General features: G+C 39.0%; 1 pseudogene. It reads right to left on the reverse strand.

Features of this window, described 5'->3' with window-relative positions:
* Nucleotides 1-74 precede the first annotated feature (74 nt).
* Nucleotides 75-602 (reverse strand): annotated as a pseudogene (locus EXE10_RS21650) (hypothetical protein); the annotation flags it as partial.

Here is a 602-nt window from a genome sequence, read left to right on the forward strand (position 1 = left end):
GCGATACAGCTCGGTGATTTCATCCTGTCGGCTCTCAAGCCATCTGCGCTTATTAAAATAAGGAGTTTTAACCATCACTCAATATCCTTGTAGTAACTATCGTTGTAAACGTAGCCATCAGGACTTTTGCGCTGTAAAAACTTCTTACCGTCATCACTGCTTTTCCAAGTCAAAAGTAACTCTCTTGAACTTTGATTGGCTTGATCTTTAATGGCCCTGAAATATGTATGGATTTCACTATTATTTTTAATTTTTGGCGTTGAAGCACGGACATAGCTTAGGTTTAACTTTCGTCCACCTGCACTTAAAAAACTGCGATTCATTTTTGACTGAAAATAGGCGGTGAACATGCCGTATAGTTTGCCGATCTGCACACGTACACCACGATAACCAATGTATCCCTCTAGACTGAGAAGATACTTTTCAAAATGCTCTTTTACATCAGTATTAGACTTATTTTTTTGAAAGCTATTCACCAAGTTAACGCCACGCTGGCGCACAGCTTCAAAGGCATCTTGATTTAATCGCCATGTAAAATTTGTTGCATGCCTAGTATTTTCACTTAAACCGATTTCCTGCAACTCTTTGATGCTTTTGGCTCT

Source organism: Acinetobacter sp. WCHAc060033 (genome assembly GCF_004209125.1).
GTDB lineage: Bacteria > Pseudomonadota > Gammaproteobacteria > Pseudomonadales > Moraxellaceae > Acinetobacter > Acinetobacter wuhouensis.